This is a genomic window from Ruegeria sp. K11, from assembly GCF_056531905.1.
In genome coordinates this window covers 137,268-153,439 of the sequence record NZ_JBQFMP010000007.1, presented here as the reverse complement: position 1 = coordinate 153,439, position 16,172 = coordinate 137,268, and the positions used below count along the sequence as shown (strand labels likewise).

At 57.9% G+C, this 16,172-nt stretch carries 15 protein-coding genes; 7 read left to right on the top strand and 8 right to left on the bottom strand.

Going from position 1 to position 16,172, the window contains the following annotated elements:
• Window positions 1-2: 2 nt before the first annotated feature.
• A complete protein-coding gene (locus ACR0K4_RS12985; protein WP_480854311.1) occupies window positions 3-1,028 on the top strand; it encodes a trans-3-hydroxy-L-proline dehydratase in 1,026 nt (341 codons plus the stop codon).
• On the opposite strand, the gene ACR0K4_RS12980 is transcribed toward ACR0K4_RS12985, so the two are convergent.
• Window positions 1,025-2,041 (bottom strand): Ldh family oxidoreductase, encoded by a 1,017-nt coding sequence (locus tag ACR0K4_RS12980; protein WP_480854309.1) that lies wholly within the window; start codon window positions 2,039-2,041, stop codon window positions 1,025-1,027. The two genes, ACR0K4_RS12985 and ACR0K4_RS12980, sit on opposite strands and share 4 nt — an antisense overlap.
• 142 nt (window positions 2,042-2,183) lie before the next feature.
• Between ACR0K4_RS12980 and ACR0K4_RS12975 the strand changes: the two genes are divergently transcribed.
• The gene (locus ACR0K4_RS12975) at window positions 2,184-2,843 is read left to right on the top strand and encodes a GntR family transcriptional regulator (RefSeq protein WP_480518884.1); all 660 of its coding nucleotides are present in this window, start codon (window positions 2,184-2,186) and stop codon (window positions 2,841-2,843) included.
• 15 nt (window positions 2,844-2,858) lie between these two features.
• Here the strand turns inward: ACR0K4_RS12975 and ACR0K4_RS12970 are convergent, their stop codons facing one another.
• Window positions 2,859-3,440, bottom strand: coding sequence for a YceI family protein (locus tag ACR0K4_RS12970; protein WP_480518882.1), 582 nt, complete (start codon window positions 3,438-3,440; stop codon window positions 2,859-2,861).
• 85 nt (window positions 3,441-3,525) lie between these two features.
• Between ACR0K4_RS12970 and ACR0K4_RS12965 the strand changes: the two genes are divergently transcribed.
• The 5 genes from ACR0K4_RS12965 to fcl all read left to right on the top strand — a co-directional run bounded on the left by ACR0K4_RS12965 (window position 3,526) and on the right by fcl (window position 8,166).
• The gene (locus ACR0K4_RS12965) at window positions 3,526-4,062 is read left to right on the top strand and encodes an RNA polymerase sigma factor (RefSeq protein WP_480518880.1); all 537 of its coding nucleotides are present in this window, start codon (window positions 3,526-3,528) and stop codon (window positions 4,060-4,062) included.
• Complete coding sequence (locus ACR0K4_RS12960) at window positions 4,059-4,796, top strand: anti-sigma factor family protein (protein WP_480518878.1); 738 nt, start codon at window positions 4,059-4,061, stop codon at window positions 4,794-4,796. The genes ACR0K4_RS12965 and ACR0K4_RS12960 overlap by 4 nt, the downstream gene beginning before the upstream one ends.
• Before the next feature lie 58 nt (window positions 4,797-4,854).
• Window positions 4,855-5,934: a helix-turn-helix domain-containing protein gene (locus tag ACR0K4_RS12955; protein ID WP_480854307.1), complete on the top strand. Its 1,080-nt coding sequence runs from the start codon at window positions 4,855-4,857 to the stop codon at window positions 5,932-5,934.
• 120 nt (window positions 5,935-6,054) lie between these two features.
• Entirely contained in the window at window positions 6,055-7,179 is a 1,125-nt protein-coding gene (gene gmd, locus ACR0K4_RS12950) for a GDP-mannose 4,6-dehydratase (protein ID WP_480854306.1), read from the top strand.
• 9 nt (window positions 7,180-7,188) lie between these two features.
• Complete coding sequence (gene fcl / locus ACR0K4_RS12945) at window positions 7,189-8,166, top strand: GDP-L-fucose synthase (protein WP_480854305.1); 978 nt, start codon at window positions 7,189-7,191, stop codon at window positions 8,164-8,166.
• A 32-nt stretch (window positions 8,167-8,198) separates the two neighbouring features.
• Here the strand turns inward: fcl and ACR0K4_RS12940 are convergent, their stop codons facing one another.
• The 6 genes from ACR0K4_RS12940 to ACR0K4_RS12915 form a co-directional block, all read right to left on the bottom strand.
• Window positions 8,199-9,275 carry a DUF2793 domain-containing protein gene (locus ACR0K4_RS12940; RefSeq protein ID WP_480854304.1) on the bottom strand — a complete coding sequence of 359 codons (1,077 nt, stop codon included), beginning with the start codon at window positions 9,273-9,275 and terminating at the stop codon, window positions 8,199-8,201.
• Between the two features lie 134 nt (window positions 9,276-9,409).
• Window positions 9,410-10,303: a UTP--glucose-1-phosphate uridylyltransferase GalU gene (gene galU / locus ACR0K4_RS12935; protein WP_480518869.1), complete on the bottom strand. Its 894-nt coding sequence runs from the start codon at window positions 10,301-10,303 to the stop codon at window positions 9,410-9,412.
• A gap of 243 nt (window positions 10,304-10,546) precedes the next feature.
• The gene (locus tag ACR0K4_RS12930; RefSeq protein ID WP_480518867.1) at window positions 10,547-12,352 is read right to left on the bottom strand and encodes an ABC transporter ATP-binding protein; all 1,806 of its coding nucleotides are present in this window, start codon (window positions 12,350-12,352) and stop codon (window positions 10,547-10,549) included.
• 1 nt (window position 12,353) lies between these two features.
• A complete protein-coding gene (locus ACR0K4_RS12925) occupies window positions 12,354-13,283 on the bottom strand; it encodes an ABC transporter permease subunit (protein WP_480854301.1) in 930 nt (309 codons plus the stop codon).
• 10 nt (window positions 13,284-13,293) lie between these two features.
• Window positions 13,294-14,217: an oligopeptide ABC transporter permease OppB gene (gene oppB, locus ACR0K4_RS12920; RefSeq protein WP_480733413.1), complete on the bottom strand. Its 924-nt coding sequence runs from the start codon at window positions 14,215-14,217 to the stop codon at window positions 13,294-13,296.
• Between the two features lie 67 nt (window positions 14,218-14,284).
• Window positions 14,285-15,913, bottom strand: a complete 1,629-nt coding sequence (locus ACR0K4_RS12915; RefSeq protein ID WP_480854299.1) for a peptide ABC transporter substrate-binding protein — start codon at window positions 15,911-15,913, stop codon at window positions 14,285-14,287.
• Between the last annotated feature and the right edge of the window lie 259 nt (window positions 15,914-16,172).

Sequence of the window (16,172 nt, the reverse complement as noted above, 5' to 3'; positions counted from 1 at the left end):
CCATGCGCAGTTCTAAAACCGTCCACATTGTGTCAGCCCACGCAGAAGGCGAGGTGGGGGATGTGATCGTTGGCGGGGTCCAACCCCCTCCCGGCGATACATTGTGGGAGCAACGCGCCTTCATTGCCCGCGACCAGACCCTGCGCAACTTTGTTCTGAATGAACCGCGGGGCGGAGTGTTCCGGCATGTCAATCTGCTGGTCCCGCCCAAAGACCCCAGAGCCGACGCGGCGTTCATCATAATGGAACCTGAAGACACGCCGCCGATGTCTGGGTCAAACTCGATTTGCGTTGCAACTGTGCTTTTGGATTGTGGCATCATCTCGATGCGCGAACCGGAAACACATCTGACTCTCGAGGCTCCGGGAGGGTTGGTGCGAATCCGAGCCGAGTGCCGAAACGGCAAGGCCGAGCGCATCCATGTGCAAAATCTGCCCAGTTTTGCGGATCGCTTGGGCACCCCGGTTGACGTGCCGGGGCTTGGCACCTTGACGGTCGATACGGCCTTTGGCGGAGACAGTTTTGTTGTGGTCGATGCCGCAGCGCTTGGTTTGGAGATAGCCGAGCACGAGGCCCGGGACATTGCCCGTCTTGGGGTCACCATATCGAAGGCGGCAAATGCTCAGATTGGCTTCGTGCATCCGGACCTTCCGGACTGGAACCATATCTCTTTCTGCGCCTTTTGTGGGCCGCTGCAGCACACAAAATCCGGTCTGATGGGCAAATCCGCAGTGGCAATCCAACCCGGCAAGGTTGATCGTTCGCCCACCGGCACCGCCGTGTCAGCGCGAATGGCATTGATGGCGGCTAAAGGGCTCCTGGCAACGGGGCAGACATTCGAGGCCGTTTCGATCATCGGTTCGCGGTTTACCGGCAGGATCGTGGGGTCCACGCGGGTCGGCAAAGCGCAGGCGATTATCCCCGAGATCAGCGGTCGCGGCTGGATCACAGGCACATATCAGCACATGCTGGATCCGGATGATCCCTGGCCACAAGGGTACAGGCTCAGTGACACTTGGGGCGTTTAGGCCAGAAGCGCCAGAAGATCGGCGTGTAGTTGGGCGGATATTTCAGCATATCCACGCCGCGTATTGCGCGCCCGCGCAGCGTAACGGCGCTGCGACGGAAGCCGCGCGCCTTGATCCAGAATGTCCGCAAACAGGCGTTCTGCGCGCGCTGAATTGTCCTCACCACGCCCGCCACTGAATTGATCAGGCTCAAAGGCCAGAACGATCTGACCGTGAAACGGCGCGCTTCCGTCACCTTTCGCATACGCCATGCTCTCGAGACTGGTCATGTCATCGATCAGGGGCCCGGCCAACAGCTCTATCATGATGGACAGGGCCGAGCCTTTGTATCCGCCAAAGGTCAACATCGCGCCATCCAAAGCCGCCTGCGGGTCTGTCGTTGGATGGCCCTGCGCATCAATCGCAACACCGTCGGGCAGGGGTTTGCCGGCCCGTCGATACAGCTCGATCTCACCACGGGCAAAAGCGCTGGTCGCAAAGTCGAATGTGAACGGGTCGGCATTGTAACGCGGCCAGCTGAACGCCAGCGGGTTGGTGCCCAGGCTGCCTCGCATCCCTCCGGCAGGTGCCACCCAAGAATGGCTGGGCACCATTGTCATAGCTGCCAGTCCGGCCGCCGAAAGACGCTCGACCTCGGGCCAGAGCGCCGAGAAATGGTAGCACCGATTGACAGCCATGGCTGCGATTCCGTGCGTTTTGGCCTTTTCAATCAGAACCGGCAAACCTTGCTGGAAAGCCAGCAACGACATTCCACCCCGGGCATCCACCCGCACGATGGCGTTGTCCGATGGCGCGACAATGGGCACCGCGTGGCCATCAATCTGACCTGCTTTCATAGTCTGGGCACACATGAACAACCGAAACAGGCCATGAGACTGGCAATCGTCCATCTGACAGGTGGTCAGCATTCTCGCAATAGAGTGCGCGTGATCGGACCCAAAACCCGATGCGGTCAGGACCCGAAACGACAGGTCGTGCATTTCGTCCGGTGTCATTCTGACCGTTGCGCTCATCTGGCTGTCTCCTGTCTGCACCTGTTTGGAAAAAGGGATAGCGGGGATTGGCCGCCATGTTCAACCAAAGCTGGCCGGTTAAGTGTTGGAAAACGGGGACAGGGTCGGTATTTGTATCCAAAATTCAAAGACGGAAATTCCATTGGCCGCGCGTATCATAGCCCGACAAAGCCTTCCTGATGTTATCGCCCATGATCTGCGCGAGCGTATTTTGGGCGGCGAGTTGGCGGCGGGCGAGGTCATTCGCCAGGAAGCGCTGGCCGAGGAATACGGTGTCTCGCGTATGCCGGTGCGCGAGGCGTTGAAAAAGCTGGACGCCGAAGGGTTGGTGGTTCTTACAAATAACCGCGGCGCAACTGTCAGCCAGCATTCCCGCACGGAAATTGCCGAGATTTTCGATTTACGCATATTACTTGAGGTCGACCTGTTTCGTCGTTCGATCCCCAATATGACGACAGTGGACCTGACCGCGTGTCAGTGCATTCTTGATCAGATGGAGACGTCGTACGATGCCGATGACGTGGGCGAGTGGGGCGCGTTGAACCAGCGGTTCCATGCGGCTCTTTATGCAGCGGCCGGGCGAAGCCTGACCAATGAAGTGCTGTATAAGGTGTCGTTGCAGTCGGATCGATACGTCCGCATGCATCTGAGCGTGATGAAGCAACGCGAACCCGCCCGGAAGGAGCATCGTGAACTGTTGCGCCTGGCACAGGCGGGCGAGGTAAATTCCGCCTGTGCCGTCTTGCAGGCTCATATCGCCCGCGCCCGGGATCAATTGCTTGATCTTATGGCCGAGCGCTAGGTCCGAGCCAGCCAGTTAACCGTTCAGATTGAACATCAGCCGGGCCGTGACCGGGACTGTGCGGGTAATTCCCGGCAGTTGGGCCAACTCCATCAACTTGTCCACACCAGCGGTGACGCCAGCATCTTCGGCGCTGATGAAGACCATATCATTGGTGGATACCATCACCTGATCTTCTGATACGCGCAGAACATACATGCCGGTGGAGAAATCAACATCCGTGCCGACAAAAGACAGCTTTGCGTCTACTTCAACTACGGTGGACTGGCCCACTGCCAGCGATGAAACAGCCTCCATATCAATCTCTGCCGTCAATTTCGCTGTGGTCGCTTTGCGGAACACATGTTCGATCATCCGTTCGTTGCGGATGTCGATATTGGTTTCCACTGACGACAATTCTATTCCGATTTCGACATGGCCGTCCTGGTTGACGTGCCCGGACAGGTTCCGGAACGAATTGACCTCGCCGATGTCGTCGATCTTGACCGTTCCATACGCCAGATGCGAGGCATCCGAGTTCAGTTCCCAGTTTGCTGCAAGTACCGGTGTTGCAACAATTGTCGACGCAATCGTGATTGCCTTGAGCAGAAGTTTCATTTCTTTCCTCCAAAGTATATGCAAATCCTGACCGCGTGGGCACGGCCCATGACAAAGCAAACACAGATGGGTTGCGATTTATTCGATGGTCGCTGAAATTACTTCCGAACAAGCGGTACGCACTGCGATCCAGACTCATTCGAAACGGGTCTGGCGGTTTGCCCTGGCATTGTCCGGGGCATCTGATGTTGCGGATGACCTGTTACAGTCGACCTGCGTGCGTGCTCTGGAAAAATACCATCAGGTGACGTCATTTGATCGACTGGACAGCTGGCTGATGACGATCTGCCGTTCGATCTGGTTGAATGAGGTGCGCGCGCGCTCGGTGCGCAAGGCGCAGGCCCTGTCTGTCACGCCCGAGGCCGAATTAATTGCCACCGGCCCGGATGCGGAAACGAATATTTTCGCCGCTGAGGTGTTTACTCAAGTGATGCAACTGCCAGAGGCGCAGCGAGAGACCGTTATGCTTGTGTTTGTCGAAGGATATAGCTACCGCGAAACGGCTGCCCTATTGGAAGTTCCCATCGGCACGATCATGAGCCGGTTATCCAATGCCCGGCAAAAACTGAAAGCGGTTGTTCAACAGGACGCCGCTGATACCGTTCGACGGAGTGGCAAATGAAGTTTTCCGATGAAACGCTTGTTGCGTATCTGGAAGGCACCCTTGACGAAGACAGCGCCCGCGCGCTGGAAGAGGCTGTGGCTGAAGACACCGAGCTTGAGGCTCGATTGATGGCGCTTGATCCGTTTGCGCCGGTGGTCCGCCAAGTCTTTGAAAATGTGCCTGCCGAGGCCCCGCAAATCAATTTGCCTGCCCCCGTCCGGGCAGGCGGATCGACAAGCCCGTGGCGTTTGCTGGCAGTGGCAGCATCGGTTGGGGTGATTGCGGTGTCCGCAACATTCTGGGCAACGCGCCCGGCAGAGCTGGGATGGGCTGCACAGGCTGCGATCTATCAATCGCTCTATGTCCCGGAAACCATCGCGTCGCTGGACAATTCCAACCCGGCGCTGGATGCACAATTTGCGCAGGCCGAGGAAAAACTTGGCCGGTCGCTGAACCGAGACACTCTGGAAGGGTTGCCGGGGCTCGACCTCAAGCGCGCACAGGTGCTGTCATTCAAGGGTAAGCCACTGATTCAGATCGTTTTTGCCGATGAACAAGGGCAACCCTTCGCGTTTTGCATCATTAAGCAAGGCGCAGGCGCGCCGAACAAGGACGTGAACCGTGCCATCCTGAGCGGTCTTGCCACGGCCACCTGGGCTCAGGACGGCTATGGCTACATGTTGATCGGCAATGACGGCCAGACGGACCTCGACGGTGAACTGGGTATTTTGACAAACGTTTTCGCAAGCTGAGCGGAAATACGGCGAAAACCTCTTGTGAACATCCGGGATTCTTCGAAGAATACCCGGCATGAAGCCAAAAAACGTCGTGCCAGACTCGGATGACGAGTCCGAAGCCGAGTGGTCGCGCAGCATTTATGACGTCGATCCTCCGGACGATGATGACCTGTGGTTCCTGCCACCCGAGGATGAAGACGAGCCGCAGGACTTTCTGAACCCCAATCGCAAGCCTGCCCAGACTCTGCTGTTCGACCCTCGCGAATGGCGCGCGGCCCAGTCTGAGTTGTCGGTCGAACTGGCTGAATTGGCAGTTGTTTTCGGGGCGCTGGACGAACGACTTCGGGCCGGTCCCGCAGGGTGGACGCATCGTTTGGCTTTGATGGACGTGTCCGATCTGGGGTGGTGGACCGGAGATCGCATCAGCGTGGATCGGCTGGCCCTGTGGACCGGCCTTCGGATTGGGTCCACCGGGGACGATGTTCAGGCCCTGTTTCGAGCGGGCTGGGCGGTTCGGCGTCTGAACTCGGGTATGTCCCCGTCCGAAGAGGGATGGGAGGTCGGGCTGACCGCCTTTCTGGACAGGCAGGGGCAAGGGATGGACGATGTGCCCCAGGCCGTCGCCGATTTGGCGGAGGTGATGGAAAACTGCGACGGGTTGCATCCGGCCACACAGGCCGCTGTCGGATTTCACGCATGGCGCGCCTTGTCGCCCGGGATCGGGCAGGACACGGAAGCGGCCATTATCGCGGCTCGACACGCGGCCAGCATGGGGCGGGGTGGGGCGATGTTCATGCCGCTGGCCTTGTCCGGACCCGGGGCTTTGCGCGGGGTGGGCTCAACCGAAGAGAAACTCTCGGCTTGGTTCAGAGGCGCAAATCAGGCCTCACTGGCGGCACTGCTGCATCTGGAGCGCATCAGCCAGTGGGAAAAGCACGCGCGCCAGACAACCGAAGACCTGAGCGGCAGGACACCGCCCTTGTTAATTGATGTGCTGACAGGTTGGCCAATGGTGTCAGCGCCTCTGGCCGAGAAACTGACACAAGCGTCCCGGGCCACGGTGCAGCGAAATCTGGACAGGTTCTCTCGGCGCGGTTTGATACGCGAAGTCACCGGGCAGGGCAGATACCGAGTTTGGACGGCAGCACTGTAGACGACAGGTAGAATCGTCGCGTTTTGCGAGATTGAGGGCACAAAAGGGCCGGGTTGCAATCCTTCGGGTCTTGCTGTTTGTGGAAGGAAAGGCCGAAAAAGTGAACCGTCGGGGTATAGCATGACCAAAAAAGCGCTCATTACCGGGATCACCGGTCAAGACGGCTCGTATCTTGCGGAATTCCTGCTGGAAAAAGGGTATGAGGTGCATGGTGTCAAGCGGCGGGCATCCTCTTTCAACACCCAGCGCATTGACCACATCTATCAGGACCCGCACGAACCGGACCCCAAGCTGCAGCTTCACTATGGCGATCTGGCCGACACATCAAATCTGACCCGCCTGATGCAGGAAGTGCAGCCGGATGAGGTGTATAATCTTGGAGCCCAGTCCCATGTGGCGGTCAGTTTTGAGGCCCCGGAATACACAGCTGATGTGGATGCGTTGGGGACGTTGCGCTTGCTGGAGGCCATCCGGTTTCTGGGTCTCGAAGGCAAGACGCGATTTTATCAGGCATCGACCTCTGAACTGTATGGGCTTGTGCACGAAACGCCTCAGCGGGAAAGCACCCCGTTCCATCCACGCTCACCTTACGCGGTTGCCAAGCTGTATTCCTACTGGATCACCGTCAATTACCGCGAAGCGTATGGGATGTATGCCTGTAACGGTATCCTGTTCAATCACGAAAGCCCGCGCCGGGGCGAAACCTTCGTGACCCGCAAAATCACCCGCGGGTTGGCCAATATCGCACAGGGCCTCGAATCCTGTCTGTATATGGGAAACATCGATAGCCTGCGGGATTGGGGCCATGCGCGAGATTATGTGCAGGTACAATGGTTGATGTTGCAGCAAGACGCGCCCGAAGATTTCGTGATCGCAACAGGGGTTCAGCATTCGGTACGTCAGTTTATCGAGTGGTCGGCGCAGGAATTGGGAGTGTCTTTAGAGTTTTCCGGCGAAGGCGTGGACGAAATCGCCGTTGTTGCGGATATTCAAGGCGACCGCGCCCCTGCTTTGAAAACCGGAGATGTGGTTATGCGGATCAACCCCCGCTATTTCCGCCCCGCCGAAGTGGATAGCTTGCTGGGCGATGCATCCAGGGCGAAACAGAAACTTGGCTGGGAACCGCAGGGGTCCGTTCAGGACATGTGCGCCGAGATGGTGGCCGAAGATCTGGCAACTGCCAAGCGCCATGCTTTGCTGAAGCAGCACGGTTATGAAACCCCAGTCAGTCTGGAAGCTGGTTGAGAGGCACGCGTGCATAAGATCTACATAGCGGGCCATCGTGGCATGGTCGGGTCAGCGATCCTACGCCAGCTAGAAGCGCGCAAGTCGGCAGGTGCGCCGATTGACCTGATTACACGCACCCGAACGGAGCTGGACTTGTCTGATCAGGCCAGTGTCCGCGACTTCATGCAGGAAGAAAAGCCCGATGCGGTCATATTGGCTGCTGCAAAAGTAGGAGGTATTCTCGCCAACAACACCTATCCGGCAGAGTTCATCTACGAAAACATGATGATCGAATGCAACGTGATCCATCAGGCGTTTTCAGCGGGTGTTCAAAGCCTTCTGCAGTTAGGTAGCTCTTGCATCTACCCGCGCAACGCAGAGCAACCGATGCGGGAAGATGCGCTGTTGACCGGTGTTCTAGAGCCTACGAACGAGCCTTATGCCATTGCCAAGATCGCAGGCATCAAGCTGTGTGAAAGTTATAACCGCCAGTATGGGGTGGATTACCGCTCGGTCATGCCGACTAACCTGTATGGGCCCGGTGATAATTTCCATCCTGAAAACAGCCACGTCCTGCCTGCGCTGATGCGACGCTTCCACGAGGCGGTTCGCGACAATTGCGATACCGTCACCATCTGGGGCAGCGGCCGCCCGCGACGAGAATTTATGCATGTGAATGATATGGCAAATGCGGCTCTGTTCGTACTGGATCTTCCGCGTGATGTTTACGACGCTCAGACGCATCCCATGCTGAGTCATATTAACGTCGGGACTGGTCAGGACATCTCAATCACTGAACTGGCTTCAAAAATGGCCGTCGTTACGGGGTTCGAGGGCCAAACAGTTCAGGATGCCAGCAAACCTGATGGGACGATGCGAAAGCGCATGGATGTATCGCGGCTCACAGAATTGGGCTGGACGGCTGAGATCGACCTCGATCAAGGGTTGCGCGACACCTATGACTGGTTTCTGAAACAGCCCGCCGCTACGCGGCGCGCCAGGTAACCGCCCGACCCAAAGCCCGGGCGGTCAGGGATTTAATACCAGCGGCCCACGGCGACCAGTGAAGGAGCCAGCGCAGTTGCATCCGAAACCGCCGAGAGCACCTGAAAAGTAACCTTCGTGCTGGAGGGTGTCTCGGTGCCTAGAAAACGGGACACGCCGCCGCCATTGCCGCTGATGACAGGCGCACTGCCGGACAGAAAGGAAATCGGGAAATCCCAGTCCGCTGATGGGCTGGCGTAGAGCGCTCCAACGCCGGTTGTGCAGGTGACAGAACCTGCCGCAACGGTGCATAGCTGGGTGCCGTCGGCAAATCGGACATAGTCTCCGTTTACGTTGCTGCCGTGTTCGATCACAGCGCCGGTTGGAACTCCTCCGCTTTCCCCCACGGAGCCCAGTACATTGCCCGGCCCATAGCCATAATCGGCGCGCATCAATCGACCGGATGTCGTATCATCCGCGCTTGCCTGAACAGCGGCGCCATCGACCAGCCCGGACGCAGGATCAATTCGCAACGCCTCGGTCCAGCTTCCACCGTCCGCAGATACCTTGATGGAAAAGCCGGTGCTGCCGGACAAACCCATCTCGGCGTGGCCCGTCCAGTTCGATTGAAACAGCAATGAGGCGGTCTCGCCTGCGTTGGCCTTGTTGATTTTCAGTTGATGTCCCGCGCCGTCGTTGGACAGCAAAGTCGCCGGACCCCGAACAGACAGGCGGTTTGTACTGTCTGATGACGTCGCAATCCCAACACCACTCAGGTTTTCAGTGCTGGCAGGTGCGTCCGCCCAGCTTGTACCGTCCCAAACCTTGGCGCGCCCTGCGCTTCGATCCCATGCACGCCATCCCGTGTCAGGGCTGAAGAAGTACCAGCCATTGTCGATCCACGCGGCCAGACGCCCGGCCTCACCGGCCCAGACACCGGTTGGTGAAGTGCCGAGGGCGTGGATTTCGCCCTGCGCCGGAGCTGGAGGCGGTGTGGTCGCGTTCAGAGAGGACAGGGTCAGCTGGACAACAAGGTCCAGTTGGCGCAACGCCTCATTATGCGTGACGTGTTTCTGCGCCTGCGATGGTTGCAGAAAGGGCAGATTCAAGCGGGGTGAAGTCTGAGACACCGGCGTCCTCCTGTGGCTGTCGATCCGACATGGATCGCGCGCTACATTGACGTAACCGGGGTCAATACTGCCTGACCGGGGCGAACGCCCCGTCAGACATTTGTTTACGAATGGACGAAATGTGCGCTGCTGCCTTACTGCGCCGCGCGGTCCGCTGCAACGATGTCGTGCAAATACGCATGCAGATCAGCGCGCAGATCAGCGCGAGCAAGTGCAAAAGCCACGGTGGCCTGCAGAAATCCGGCCTTGGATCCGCAATCAAATCGCTGGCCGTCGAATTTGTACCCAAACACCGGCACGCCGTTGACGATGTCCTCGGCAATGGCGTCGGTCAGCTGGATTTCACCGCCGCTGCCTTTTTTCTTCTGGTTCAGATTGTACAGAACCGAAGGGCCCAGAACATAACGACCGATTACGGCCAATCTTGACGGCGCATTTTCAGGAGCCGGTTTTTCGACCATCCCTTTTGCCCGAACAACCGAGCCGATGTTCTCGCCAACATCCAGAATACCGTAGGAGCTTGTCTGTTCCTCGGGCACTTCCATCGCGGCAACCATGTTGCCACCGGTTTCCTCATACGCTTCGATCATCTGCTGTAGACACGGTTTGTCCGCCGCGATCACGTCATCCGGCAGCATGACGGCAAACGGTTCGTCCCCGATCAAACGGCGGGCGCACCAGACAGCATGTCCCAATCCAAGCGCCTTGTGTTGACGGATATAGGCAATGGCACCGCTTTCCATGTTGGTTGCATTCAGGGTTTCCAGCAGCTCATCTTTGCCTTTGGCCTTGAGCTCCTGTTCAAGCACCAGATTGTGGTCAAAATAGTCTTCAAGCGCGGATTTCCCACGCGAGGTCACAAAGATAAATTCCTTGATGCCGGCGGCACGGGCTTCGTCGATCGCGTATTGAACCAGCGGTCGGTCCACCAGAGTCATGATTTCCTTGGGAACAGATTTTGTTGCCGGCAAAAACCGCGTACCCATTCCCGCAACCGGAAAAATCGCCTTGGTGACTTTGCGTGTCATGCTACCTCTCAAAATCGATTCGTATTCGTTAAATCACAGCCTCTTTAGGACCGTCTTATGCCTCAACCGCAAATCATTCAATGCGGTGGATCACACAGTGACGCTTTAGGATGAAAAGTGCCACCTTGCGCGGGCAGAGTCAAAAAAACGGCGCAGAACCTGCATCGCCTCTGGCGAGATATGCGCCGAAAGACCGGAGTTTCTGACCCCCCAAAGCCGGCGTACCGGCTTGGGGGACAACCGTCAGACCTGCGCCATAATGGCTTCCAGCGGATCGTGCTCGGCGACGAAATGATCTGGCGCGACTTCGCTAAGACGCGGGATGTAATCCGTCTGTCCTGCCGATAACCGGCTGGGCAGAAAGCGTAATCCGGCTTTGGGATCCATCGGCGACGGTAGCTCACCCGGCAACTTCAACCTTTGGCGCGACCGTTCAATGTCCGGGTCGGGAATGGGAACGGCCGAGATCAGGGATTGCGTGTAAGGATGAATAGGCTTAGAGCATATGACCTCACCATCGCCCAGCTCGACGATCCGTCCCAGATAAAGCACCATAATCCTGTTAGAGACCGCGCGAACCACAGACAGATCGTGGCTGATAAAGATCATCGACAAGCCGAATTCCTGTTGCAGTTCCCGCAACAATTCTACGATCTGAGCCTGAATGGACACATCCAGAGCTGATACTGCTTCGTCGCAGATAATCAGCTTGGGCTTGTTGATCATCGCCCGAGCGATACCGACACGCTGGTTCTGGCCCCCCGATAATTCATGCGGGTAGCGGTTGATCATGTTGGCGTTCAAGCCCACGCGCTCCATCATTTCCGAAACCAGCTCTTTGCGCTCGCGCTCGGTCAGATCGGGCCGGTAGGTTTTTAAGGGCTCCGCAATCGAGGCGGAGATCGTCATCCTCGGATCAAGGCTCGCCAGAGGGTCCTGGAACACAATCTGCAGGTCTTTGCGGTACTTGTTCAACTCTGCCCGCTTCAAACCAACGATGGGGTGGCCCAGCCAACTGACATTGCCCGCGCTGGGTTCGATCAATTGCAGTACGGCCCGTGCCAGCGTGGATTTTCCACAGCCGGATTCTCCGACAACACCCAAAGTTTCACCTTTGCGGATATCAAAGCTGACACCGTCGACCGCTTTCAGTGGCACTTTGCGCCCGAACAGCCCGCCCGAAACCTGAATGGGGAAGTGCACCTTGACATCATCGACAGTCAAAAGTGGGGCTTCCTTGGTCTCCAGCGCTTTCGGCGCATCGCCCGCATCAATGCGCGGCATAGCCTCAAGCAAGGTTCGGGTATAATCATGCTGCGGTGCGCGGAAAATCTCATGCGCGGTGCCGGCTTCCACGAATTGTCCCATGCGCATGACCTGTATCCGGTCGCACATCCGGGCCACCACGCCCATGTCATGCGTGATCAGCGCAATTGCGGTGCCTTCGTCCTTTTGCAGACGCACCATCAGGTCCAGGATGTCGGCCTGAACCGTCACATCCAGCGCCGTCGTCGGCTCATCCGCAATCAGCAGCTTGGGGTTACACAGCATCGACATCGCGATCATGACCCGCTGCCGCATCCCGCCAGACAATTCGTGCGGATATTGGTCCAACCGCCGCGCCGCCTCGGGGATACGCACGCGGTTCAGCCACTCCAGACATCGCGCCCGCGCGGCAGAGCCCTGAAGCCCTTCGTGAATTTGAAGAACTTCCCGCATTTGCTGGCCAATCCGCAGGTGCGGCGTTAGGGCGGTCAGCGGATCCTGAAAGATCATCCCCACATCCGAGCCTCGGATCTTGTTCAACTTGTTCACGGGCAGGTTCAGGATTTCCTGACCGTTCAGCATGGCGGAACCCATGGCCCGGCCCGCAGGCGGCAGCAGACCCATCGCGGCCATGAAGGTCTGGCTTTTGCCCGACCCACTTTCGCCCACGATGCCAAGGCATTCACCGGGGTTGATGTCGAAACTGATGCCCTTGACGGCCTCTATCACACCATCGGGGGTGTCGAACTGGACGCTCAGGTCCTTGACGGAGAACAAACTCATATCAGCGATCCTTCGGGTCCAGAGCGTCGCGCAAACCATCGCCGATGAAGAACATCGTGATGATGATGGTGACGTAGAATGTCAGCGGGTACATCAGTTGCCACAGCGTGCCATAGCTCATCGTACCGGCCCCTTCGGCGATCAAGCGGCCCAACGAGGTGTAGGGTTCCGAGATACCCAGACCCAGAAACGAGATAAAGCTCTCGGTCAGGATCATCTCGGGCACCAGCAGCGAGGCATAGACGATCACCACCCCCAACAGGTTGGGCAGGATGTGGCGGTACATGATGGTGAACTCGCTGACACCGGCGGCACGGGCGGCCTCGATGAATTCGCGGTTTTTCAGGGTCAGGGTCTGTCCCCGTACAATCCGCGCCATGGTCAGCCAGCCCACCGCACCCAGCGCGATGAACAGCATGAAGAAAGACCGTCCCGCTACGACCAGCAGCAGGATGATGACCAGAGTCGCGGGGATCGCCAGCAGGATGTCGACAAAACGCATCATGACGCTGTCAGTACGCCCGCCGATATAGCCAGCGGCGATACCATAGCAGGTGCCCACGATCAGCGCGGTTGCGGCCCCGATCAGCCCCACCAACAGCGAGGTCGTGGTCGCCTGAATGACGCGGCTGTAAAGATCGCGCCCCAAATCATCGACGCCGAAAAAATGCCCCGTCTCAACCGAGGGCATCCCCATGCCACGCACGTCACCCATGACGTTCCAGTCGATTTCCTCATTGTTCCAGACGGCAAAATACGGCCCGAAGATCGTGAACAGCACGATCAGGCCCAAGACGATGACACTCGCCATGGCGGCTTTGTTGCGGACAAACCGCATCCGTGCGTCCTGCCACAGCGAACGACCCTGAATGACCGTATAGTCGGTGACGTCGTCGGCCAGCTGGGCGGCTTTTTGTGATTTTCCAAGCATTGCCAGCCCCTCAGTAGCGGATTTTCGGATCGAACCAGGCATAGGCCAGGTCGGTCAGCAGGTTCACGATGACGGTCAGCGTGCCATAGAGGATCGTGACCCCCAACAGCACGGCATAGTCCCGCGCCAGCGCCGAGTTCACATAGGCCTGACCCAGACCACCGGTCGAGAAATAGATGTCCACGAAGACTGAACCGGTCAGCACGTAGACGAAGACCGGCCCCAGATAGGACACGACCGGCAGCAGCGTCGGTTTCAGCGCGTGACGCCAGATCACGGTTCTGGTCGGCAACCCTTTGGCCCGCGCGGTGCGGATGAAGTTCGAATTCAGAACCTCCAGCATCGACGACCGCGTGATCCGTGCGATCGAGCCCATATAGGACGTGGCCAGCGCGATCACCGGCATGACCAGATATTGCCACTGACCGCCATGCCAGCCGCCACCCGGCAGCCAACCCAGCCACAGGGTGAAGGTCAGGATCAGGATCGGACCCATGATAAAGTTCGGCAGCGCCTGCGCGGCGATGCCCAGACCGACGGCGAAATAGTCGATCCAGCTATTGTGCTTGATCGCAGCGGCAATACCCAGCGCGACACCGATGGATGTCGCCACCAGAAACGACAGCGAACCATAGGTCAGCGAGATCGGGAAACCCTGCGCGATGATGTCATTGACGTCCCGGTCCTTGAACTTGAAGGACGGGCCAAAGTCGAAATGCACCACGATATTATACAGATAGTCCCAAAGCTGCTTCCACAGCGGCTGGTCCAGCCCGTAGCGCGCCTCGATATTGGCCAGTACCTGCGGCGGCAGAGGCCGTTCCGAGGTGAAGGGCCCGCCGGGCGCGACGTGCATCAGAAAAAAACAAGCGACGACCAGCAGCAGGATCGTCGGAATGGCGACCAGCAGCCGCCGCAGACTATAGGCAAGCATTTTCTGCCCCCGTGTTTATTGGCTCTGCCCCGGGACGGTCCCGGAGCAGGGCTTGGTTCAAAGACGGTTACTCGGCGATCTTGTAAAGGTTTTTCGAGTACCAGTTCTGCTCGACGTTATCGACCGGCCAGTTCCCGACATCGCTGTCCATCATGTAGACGCCAGCGTAGTGATAGATCGGGATGACCGGGGTTTCTTGTGCGATGATGCGCTCGACCTCGGTATAGAGCGGCGCCGGATCGTCCGAGGTTTTGGCCTCTTTCAGCAGCTCGTCAACGCGGGCGTTGGCAAACTTGCCGTCGTTGTAACCCGAATCCGACTGCAGCAGGTCGAGGAAGGTCGAGGCTTCGTTATAGTCGCCACACCATGCGCCACGGGCCAGATCGAAGTTCTGGTTGCCACGCTCTTCAAGGAACACTTTCCATTCCATGTTGGCTAGCTCGACCTGAACGCCCAACTTCTGCTTCCACATCTGGCTCAACGCCACGGCGACCTTCTTGTGGTCTTCCGAGGTGTTGTAGACCATCTCAAAGCTCAGCGGATTGCCAGGGCCATAGCCCGCTTCGGCCAGCAGTTCCTTGGCCAGTTCGTCGCGCTCGGCCTGGCTCATCGACGCCATTTCGACCGCCGGAACGGTGAAACCTGCGGTCGCTTCGGGCGCAAAGGTGTAGGCTTGCGGCTGACCACCCGCCATCACTTTTTCAGTGATGATCGCGCGGTCTACGGCCAGCGACAGGGCCTGACGGACATTGGGATCCTTGAACGCCTCAGGGCCACCTTCGGACAGATTGAAGGTGTAGTAGTAGTTACACAGACGCGGGAAGCTGATCGCTTCCTCCGGGTGTTCCTGGCTTAGGCGCGGGAACTGACCGGCGGGAATTTCGGTGCGGTCCAACTCGCCTGCCAGATAGCGGGTCAGGGCGACGTTTTCATCATTGATGACCAGCGACACAACCTTGTCGATGATGGTGTTGTCATTGTCCCAATACATCTCGTTGCGCTCGCGTACCGAACGTTCTTGCGGCAGATGCTCGGTGAGAATATAAGCACCGTTCGACACGATGTTCTCGGGCCGGGTCCACGCATCTCCGAATTCTTCGACGACTTTCTGCGGGGCAGGAAAGGTAGTCGAATGCGTGGTCATCTGTGGGAAATAGGGAAGGGGGGCGCTCAGGCGAACTTCCAGCGTTTTGTCGTCGATGGCCTTGACACCCAGATCGTCGATGGACGCATTGCCTGCGATAATGTCCGCGGCGTTCTCGATCGACATCAGTTCCATGAACCAAGCATAGGGCGAGGACAGTTCGGGATCGACGGCACGTTTCCAGGCGTAAACGAAATCGCCTGCCGTGACCGGATCTCCATTCGACCACTTGGCGTCGTCGCGCAGGGTGAAAGTATAGACGTCTTTGGTGTCATTGACCTCGAAACCGGTCGCGACTCCGGGAACCAGATTGCCGTCTTCGTCCTGGTTCATCAGGCCTTCGAACAGGTCCCGAACGATCTCGGCACCCGAGACGTCTTCGACAACCTGCGGATCGACCGAGCTGTGCTCATCCAGGATGCGATAGGTAAAGGTCTGGTCTTCTGCCAGCGCTTCGCCGGTTTCCGGATGCGTTCCGGCGGCTAAGACCGCGCCGCTAAGCAGGGTTGAGGATAGCAATCCTGCCAATGAATTACGGACAATACGGTTCATGCGGTGTTCTCCCATTTTCTTGGTGTCAGGCGGCACATCGCGTTTCGATGTGCGCAACATTCCGTGTGTTTCGTGTTTTCAGAAGCTCTTTGCTTTGATCTGGATCGCAAAAGGTCAAAATTTGACCGTTTACTCATGTCAGCAAAAACTCGGGAACCAGGTGCGAAATGTGCCTTTCGATGCGGCGAAAATGCCACCATTTAACGAAAGGTAAAAGGTTTTGCTCGCCGCTGAGGCCTCAAAGACGGATTCGATATGT